The 5,878-nt window shown below is 62.6% G+C and carries 6 protein-coding genes; 1 reads left to right on the top strand and 5 read right to left on the bottom strand.

All coding sequences use genetic code 11. The features are described 5' to 3' along the window. The coding region (locus EOA86_RS18845) for a GGDEF domain-containing protein (RefSeq protein WP_164891825.1) at positions 1–1,024 on the bottom strand (1,024 nt) is incomplete at its 3' end. 163 nt (positions 1,025–1,187) lie between these two features. Between EOA86_RS18845 and EOA86_RS18840 the strand changes: the two genes are divergently transcribed. Beyond that, positions 1,188–1,499, top strand: coding sequence for a hypothetical protein (locus tag EOA86_RS18840; RefSeq protein ID WP_029349343.1), 312 nt, complete (start codon positions 1,188–1,190; stop codon positions 1,497–1,499). Positions 1,500–1,567: 68 nt separating this feature from the next. On the opposite strand, the gene leuC is transcribed toward EOA86_RS18840, so the two are convergent. The 4 genes from leuC to EOA86_RS18810 form a co-directional block, all read right to left on the bottom strand. After that, positions 1,568–2,977, bottom strand: coding sequence for a 3-isopropylmalate dehydratase large subunit (leuC, locus tag EOA86_RS18835; RefSeq protein WP_029349344.1), 1,410 nt, complete (start codon positions 2,975–2,977; stop codon positions 1,568–1,570). A gap of 295 nt (positions 2,978–3,272) precedes the next feature. Next, on the bottom strand, positions 3,273–3,908 hold the full coding sequence (locus EOA86_RS18825) for a class I SAM-dependent methyltransferase (RefSeq protein ID WP_029349346.1): 636 nt from the start codon (positions 3,906–3,908) through the stop codon (positions 3,273–3,275). Between the two features lie 56 nt (positions 3,909–3,964). Further along, a complete protein-coding gene (locus EOA86_RS18820) occupies positions 3,965–4,780 on the bottom strand; it encodes an amino acid ABC transporter permease (protein WP_065007251.1) in 816 nt (271 codons plus the stop codon). A gap of 269 nt (positions 4,781–5,049) precedes the next feature. Further along, a complete protein-coding gene (locus EOA86_RS18810) occupies positions 5,050–5,847 on the bottom strand; it encodes a transporter substrate-binding domain-containing protein (protein ID WP_029349350.1) in 798 nt (265 codons plus the stop codon). Positions 5,848–5,878: the final 31 nt, after the last annotated feature.

Here is a 5,878-nt window from a genome sequence, read left to right as displayed (position 1 = left end):
CTCTTGTACCGTGCGGAAGCCCGTCGATGCTGTCCGCCGAATAGAGCGTGCGAATGGCTTCGGCAAACAGCCTTGCCGCGCCAAGGTCGCTCAGCGGCAAAAGCACGGCGAACTCCTCGCCACCGATGCGGCCGGCGACGCCGCTGGTGCCGGCAGCCGATAGAAGCTTGGCGGCGAAGTCGGCGATCACGCGATCGCCCGCGGCATGCCCGTGCAGATCGTTGAGCGCCTTGAAATGATCGAGGTCGGCGAGCACCAGCGCGACCGGCAGTTTGGCGGTGGCGCAGTGCTGCAGGAGCAGCGTGGCGCGCTCCTCGAAACCGCGGCGGTTGAGCAGGCCCGACAGCGGGTCGGTGTACGCCTCGGCCTTCAGCGCTTTCATCACGTCGAGTGCAGCCGCGCAAAACAGGCAAAGCGCGATGAGCAAAGACAGCAGCGCATGCGACAGCAGCGCCGTTGTCCAGTAGGACGAGGCATAGAACCCGTCATAGCTTTGGTAAGGTCCATGCGCGATGACGATTACGAGGGTGCGCACGAAGAAGTTCAACCCGGAAAGCAGCGACAGCACGAACAGGATCATTTCCGTCGGGCCCTTGTCGCGCACCACGCGCAGTTCGGCGGCGACAACCAGACTGAGGCCGCCGAAAGCGAAATTCATCACCAGGATTCGCCAGGTGAGATCCGGCTGGAAGAACATGAACCAGCAAAAAGCGGCCAGGCCGCCGCTCGCCAGGACGCCGATCGCGACAAAGGGCACGCGCCGTCCATAACGCGTCACGATCGCGCCAGCGAGACCACAGGCGGCGATGGTGAAGCAGAGGTTGGAGAGCAGCTTGGTCGGCGCCATGCCGATGGGCAGCGTGAAATACTGCAACAGGAAACCGGCCGCCGAAAGCCAGTAGCTGGCGGCGAGCACGGCCAGATAGGGACGGTGACGCTGATAGAACCACAGCACGAGAAACACCGTGCCGAGCGCAAGCGCGATCGTCGGGTTGAGCAACCCTATCAGCAGATCGGTGTCCAAGGACCGTGACCCCCCACGCTTCCGTCAGGCAAGACCTTAGAGCGGAAGCCCGAACAAGCGGTTAAGCAAAGTCGACTATCCGCAAGGTCGCCGATGAAGCTGCTGTACGGAACTTGAAACCGCGGCCGGCGTTTTCCGGCAGCAGCCAAGAGGAGACGCTTCCATGGCCGATACGATCATGCTGACCGACCACGACGCAATTCGTTCATGGGCCGCGGCGCGCGCTGGATTTCCGGCAATCGTCGACGTGTCGCCCGAAGCAGGGACCCAAGCCCTGCTGAGGCTGGTCTTCGGCCAGCACGCCTATCAGGACCAGGATCAGGCCGAACGCCCGACCAACGCGGGTGGCTACGAACTGGTTGAATGGGACGAGTGGTTCAAGCTGTTCGACGAACGCCAACTGGCGCTGGTGGTCGCCGCAGAGCAACCCGGCCGGCGTGAGCAATTCCATGAACTCGTCAGGCGCCCGGCGTGAAAAGAGCCCGAACCGTATCGCGGTTCGGGCTCTGGTAGGCACTCATATGCGGACAGTGGCCGCCTGAGTTATTTCCACTCGCGGATGTCGACGAAATGGCCGGCGATCGCCGCTGCCGCCGCCATGGCCGGCGACACCAGATGGGTGCGGCCCTTGAAGCCCTGACGGCCCTCGAAATTGCGGTTCGAGGTCGAGGCGCAGCGCTCATGCGGCTTCAGCCGATCGTCATTCATGGCAAGGCACATCGAGCAGCCCGGCTCACGCCAGTCGAAGCCGGCGGCGACAAAGATCTTGTCGAGACCCTCGGCCTCCGCCTGCTCCTTGACCAGACCGGAGCCCGGCACGATCATCGCATTGACCCGCGGATTGACCGTCTTGCCCTCGATCACCTTGGCGGCGGCGCGCAGATCCTCGATGCGGCCGTTGGTGCAGGAGCCGATGAAGACGCGGTCGAGCGCGATATCGGTGATCCTGGTGCCCGGCGTCAGGCCCATATAGTCGAGCGCGCGCTGCTTGGAGGTGCGCTTGTTCTCATCAGTGATATCGTCGGGGTTCGGCACGATCCCCTGGACCGAGACGACATCCTCGGGCGAGGAGCCCCAGGATACGATCGGCGGCAATTTCGCCGCGTCGAGCACGACCACCTTGTCGAAATGCGCGCCTTCGTCGGACTGCAGCGTCTTCCAGTAGGCGAGCGCGGCATCCCACGCCTCGCCCTTCGGCGCGCGCGGCTTGTCCTTGACATAGGCAAAGGTCGTCTCGTCAGGCGCGATCAGACCGGCCCGGGCGCCGCCCTCGATCGACATATTGCAGATGGTCATGCGGCCTTCCATGGACAGCGCGCGGATCGCCTCGCCGGCATATTCGATGACATAGCCGGTGCCGCCTGCAGTGCCGATCTCGCCAATGATCGCCAATATGATGTCCTTGGCGGTGACGCCCTCCGGCAATACGCCGTCGACGCGCACCAGCATGTTCTTGGCCTTGCGCTGGATCAGCGTCTGCGTGGCCAGCACATGCTCGACTTCCGAGGTGCCGATGCCGTGCGCCAATGCGCCGAAAGCGCCATGCGTCGAGGTGTGGCTGTCGCCGCAGACGATGGTCATGCCGGGCAGCGTGAAGCCCTGCTCGGGACCGATGATATGGACGATGCCCTGGCGGATATCCTTCTCGGAATAATATTCGACGCCAAAATCCTTGGCGTTCTTGGCCAGCGCCTCGACCTGGATGCGGCTTTCCTCATTCTTGATGCCGAACTTGCGCTCCGGCGAAGTGGACACATTGTGATCGACCACGGCCAGCGTCTTTTCCGGATGCCGGACCTTTCTGCCGGTCATGCGCAGGCCTTCGAAGGCTTGCGGGCTGGTCACTTCATGGACGAGATGACGATCGATGTAGAGCAGGCAGGTGCCGTCGTCCTGGCGATCGACGACATGGTCGTCGAATATCTTGTCGTAGAGGGTGCGAGGTGCGCTCATGTGCGTAAATCCGTCGATATGAAAATGGGAAAGGACAAGCGCCGGCTAGCCGGCGAACACGGCCTAGCGAAGTCGGCTGGTCAGAGCGCCGGAAACGCGCGCCGAGAATCGCGACGGCAGGCGTTTTCTGTCCTGCAGCACGAAGCCCTTGTAGGCCGGATCGCCAAAAAGCTGTTCCATGGCGTGGCTCATATCAATGTTTTGGGTTTTCGGCAATCGCAGCTGCCCTCGCAGGACTTGGGTTCCTCGCCCCTGCTGCGCGGGGGCGAGGAACCCAAGTCCTGCAAACCGGTGCTCAAACCACCTCGAACACGAAGGTCTTCACCAGCGCCTCGGGCTCGGCAATCGCATAGCAGCGGAACCACGGGCTTTCCTCGATCGGCCGCCATTTTTCGTTGTGCTCCAGTTCGGCAAAGACATCACGAAAACCGCCGCTCTCGAACACCTGGTCGCGAACGGTGAAGATGGCGTGGCCACCCTTTTTCGTGATGCGCACCAGTTCATACAGGCCGGACGCCGGCGCGTGGCTGATGGTGAACACGCCGGTCGAGAAGAAGGCGCGGAAATAGCCGTCCGGCCAAGGCAGCGGACCGCCAAGCATCGCCTGCTTCAGCTCGCTGTAGGCCTGGCGGCTGCCAGCGATTTTCAGCATGTCCTCCGACAGGTCGAGCCCGGCGATGTCCCGATAGCCGAGCGCCTTGAGCGACGGTCCCGACAGACCGGTGCCGCAGCCGGCGTCGAGCAGCGGCCCTTCGCCTGATGGCACATGGCGCGCCACCCAGGCGGCGATCAGGAACGGCAGGAGATAGCCGAGCGAGGCGGTTTCGCTGTCATAGGTCGCAGCCCATGCGGCATAGGCCTCCGCCAGCGCTTTCGGCGTATCTGCCGTATAGACGGAATCCAGTGCCGCGTTGGCTTTGTCGATGTTCATGGATCAATTCCTCTGCAACCCGACAGGTCAATCGTAGCGCCGACTTCGCCCGCCGGCTATTGCTCATGCTGGCGACGCAGCCGCTTCTCCAGCCCCCGCAAGGCCAGCGAAAGGCCGACCGTCAGGATAAGATAGATATAGGCAACGATCGAATAGGTTTCGAAGAAGCGGAACGAGCCAGCGGCGTAGATCTTGCCCATCTGGGTGATGTCGGCGACGCCGAGCACCGAGACCAGCGAGGAATCCTTGACCATGGCGACGAAATCATTGCCGAGCGGCGGCAGGATGGTGCGGATCGCCTGCGGAAAGACGATCAGCCGGAAACGCTGCGTGCGGGTCAGCCCCAGCGCCTTCGCGGCCTCGATCTGGCCCTTCTCGACTGCCTGGATGCCGGCGCGGAAGACCTCCGAGATGAACGCGGAGTAGCCGATGGTCAGCGCCATGATGGCGCGCCACAGCAACGACACGTCGCGCACCAGCAGTTCTCCGAAGAGACCCGCATTTTGCAATGGCGCGGTCACTGCGTTCCACGCCGCGACGAAGGCTGGCGCCCCGGCGAAGGCGATCCAGAACAACAGCACCAGCATCGGCACGCCGCGGATGATCTCGACATAGAAGCGAGCGATCTGGCGCAGCCAGCGCGATCCCGACAGCCCCATCAGCGCAATGCCGAGCCCGATTGCCGAGGCCAGCGCGAAGGCGACCATCGTGACGAAGACGGTGATGCCGATGCCCTTGGCGACGGTCGCGAAAACCTGGGCATAGAGGTCGCTTGCGGCGATGAAGATAGCGGCTGCCACGGCGAGCGCCGCAGCCACGGCAAGCCACCACGGGAAGTCGGTTTTGGACGTGGACGATGCGGGCGTTGCCATTTAACCGATACCGGCAAAGCATGCTTTGCCGAAGCTAAGCGCCAAGCCACCCCCCTCTGGCCTGCCGGCCATCTCCCCCTCAAGGGGGGAGATCGGCAGCTTTGACCTCGCCGCCCATTCTGCAAGATTGGAAATTGGCGAAAGCCGGTGCGACATCCAATCTCCCCCCTTGAGGGGGAGATGTCCGGCAGGACAGAGGGGGGTGTACGAGCGCAGAGTCAGCGCGAGTTCCGGCGCACTACCGTCACGCAACGCGCGCGACAAAAGTTTTACTGTCCCATCTTGTAATCAAGAAACCATTTCTTGTTGAGCGCGTCGAGCGTGCCGTCGGCCTTCAGTGCGGCGATCGCTGCATTGACCGGCTTCACCAGATCCGAGCCTTTGGGGAAGATGAAGCCGAAATCCTCGGTGCCGAGCGGTCCGCCGATCAGCTTCAGCCCGCCGTTGGACGCCTCGACATAGCCCTTGCCGGCAGTGCCATCGGTCAGCACGACATCGACGTCGCCGGTCTTCAGCGCCTGCACCGTCGCGCCGAATGTTTCGAAAAGTTTGATGCGCGGGTTCTGCTCATTGCCGTCGAGCACGCTGTAGACGGCGGTGTAGAACGGCGTCGTGCCGGCCTGTGCGCCGATCAGCCCATCCTTGAAGGCGCCGAACGTCTTGGCGTCGGTGAAGCGCTTCTCATCGCCACGCACCAGCATAAACTGTTCCGAGCGCATGTAGGGGTCGGAGAAATCGACCTTCTGCTTGCGGTCGTCCTTGATGGTGATGCCGGTCATCCCGATGTTGTACTGATTGTCGGAAACCGCCTGGATCATCGCATCCCAAGAGGTATTCTGGTATTCGACCTGGAAATTCAGCCGCTTGGCAATCTCGTTCATTGCGTCATATTCCCAGCCGATCTGCTTGCCGGTCTTGGCATCGATAAACTGCAGCGGCGGATAGGCGTTTTCCGTCACAACCACCACCTTCTTGCCGCCGAGATCGGGCAGCGCCTGCGCCAGGGCGGCGACGGGCGCAAGAATCAAAGCCAACAGGCCGGCTAACAGCAGTTTCGATTTGGTCATGGTACACCCCGAGAATTTGAACGGCCTCGAC

It is taken from the genome of Mesorhizobium sp. M5C.F.Ca.IN.020.32.2.1 (genome assembly GCF_004023105.1).
GTDB lineage: Bacteria > Pseudomonadota > Alphaproteobacteria > Rhizobiales > Rhizobiaceae > Mesorhizobium > Mesorhizobium wenxiniae.
Note: the sequence above shows the minus strand (reverse complement) of the source record. Positions and strands in the feature narration are given on the sequence as shown.

Bases quoted from the DNA above. Each gene is read 5' to 3' on its own strand.
- EOA86_RS18810 (WP_029349350.1), bottom strand. From the start codon at position 5,847: ATGACCAAATCGAAACTGCTGTTAGCCGGCCTGTTGGCTTTGATTCTT.
- EOA86_RS18840 (WP_029349343.1), top strand. From the start codon at position 1,188: ATGGCCGATACGATCATGCTGACCGACCACGACGCAATTCGTTCATGG.
- EOA86_RS18825 (WP_029349346.1), bottom strand. From the start codon at position 3,908: ATGAACATCGACAAAGCCAACGCGGCACTGGATTCCGTCTATACGGCA.
- leuC (WP_029349344.1), bottom strand. From the start codon at position 2,977: ATGAGCGCACCTCGCACCCTCTACGACAAGATATTCGACGACCATGTC.
- EOA86_RS18820 (WP_065007251.1), bottom strand. From the start codon at position 4,780: ATGGCAACGCCCGCATCGTCCACGTCCAAAACCGACTTCCCGTGGTGG.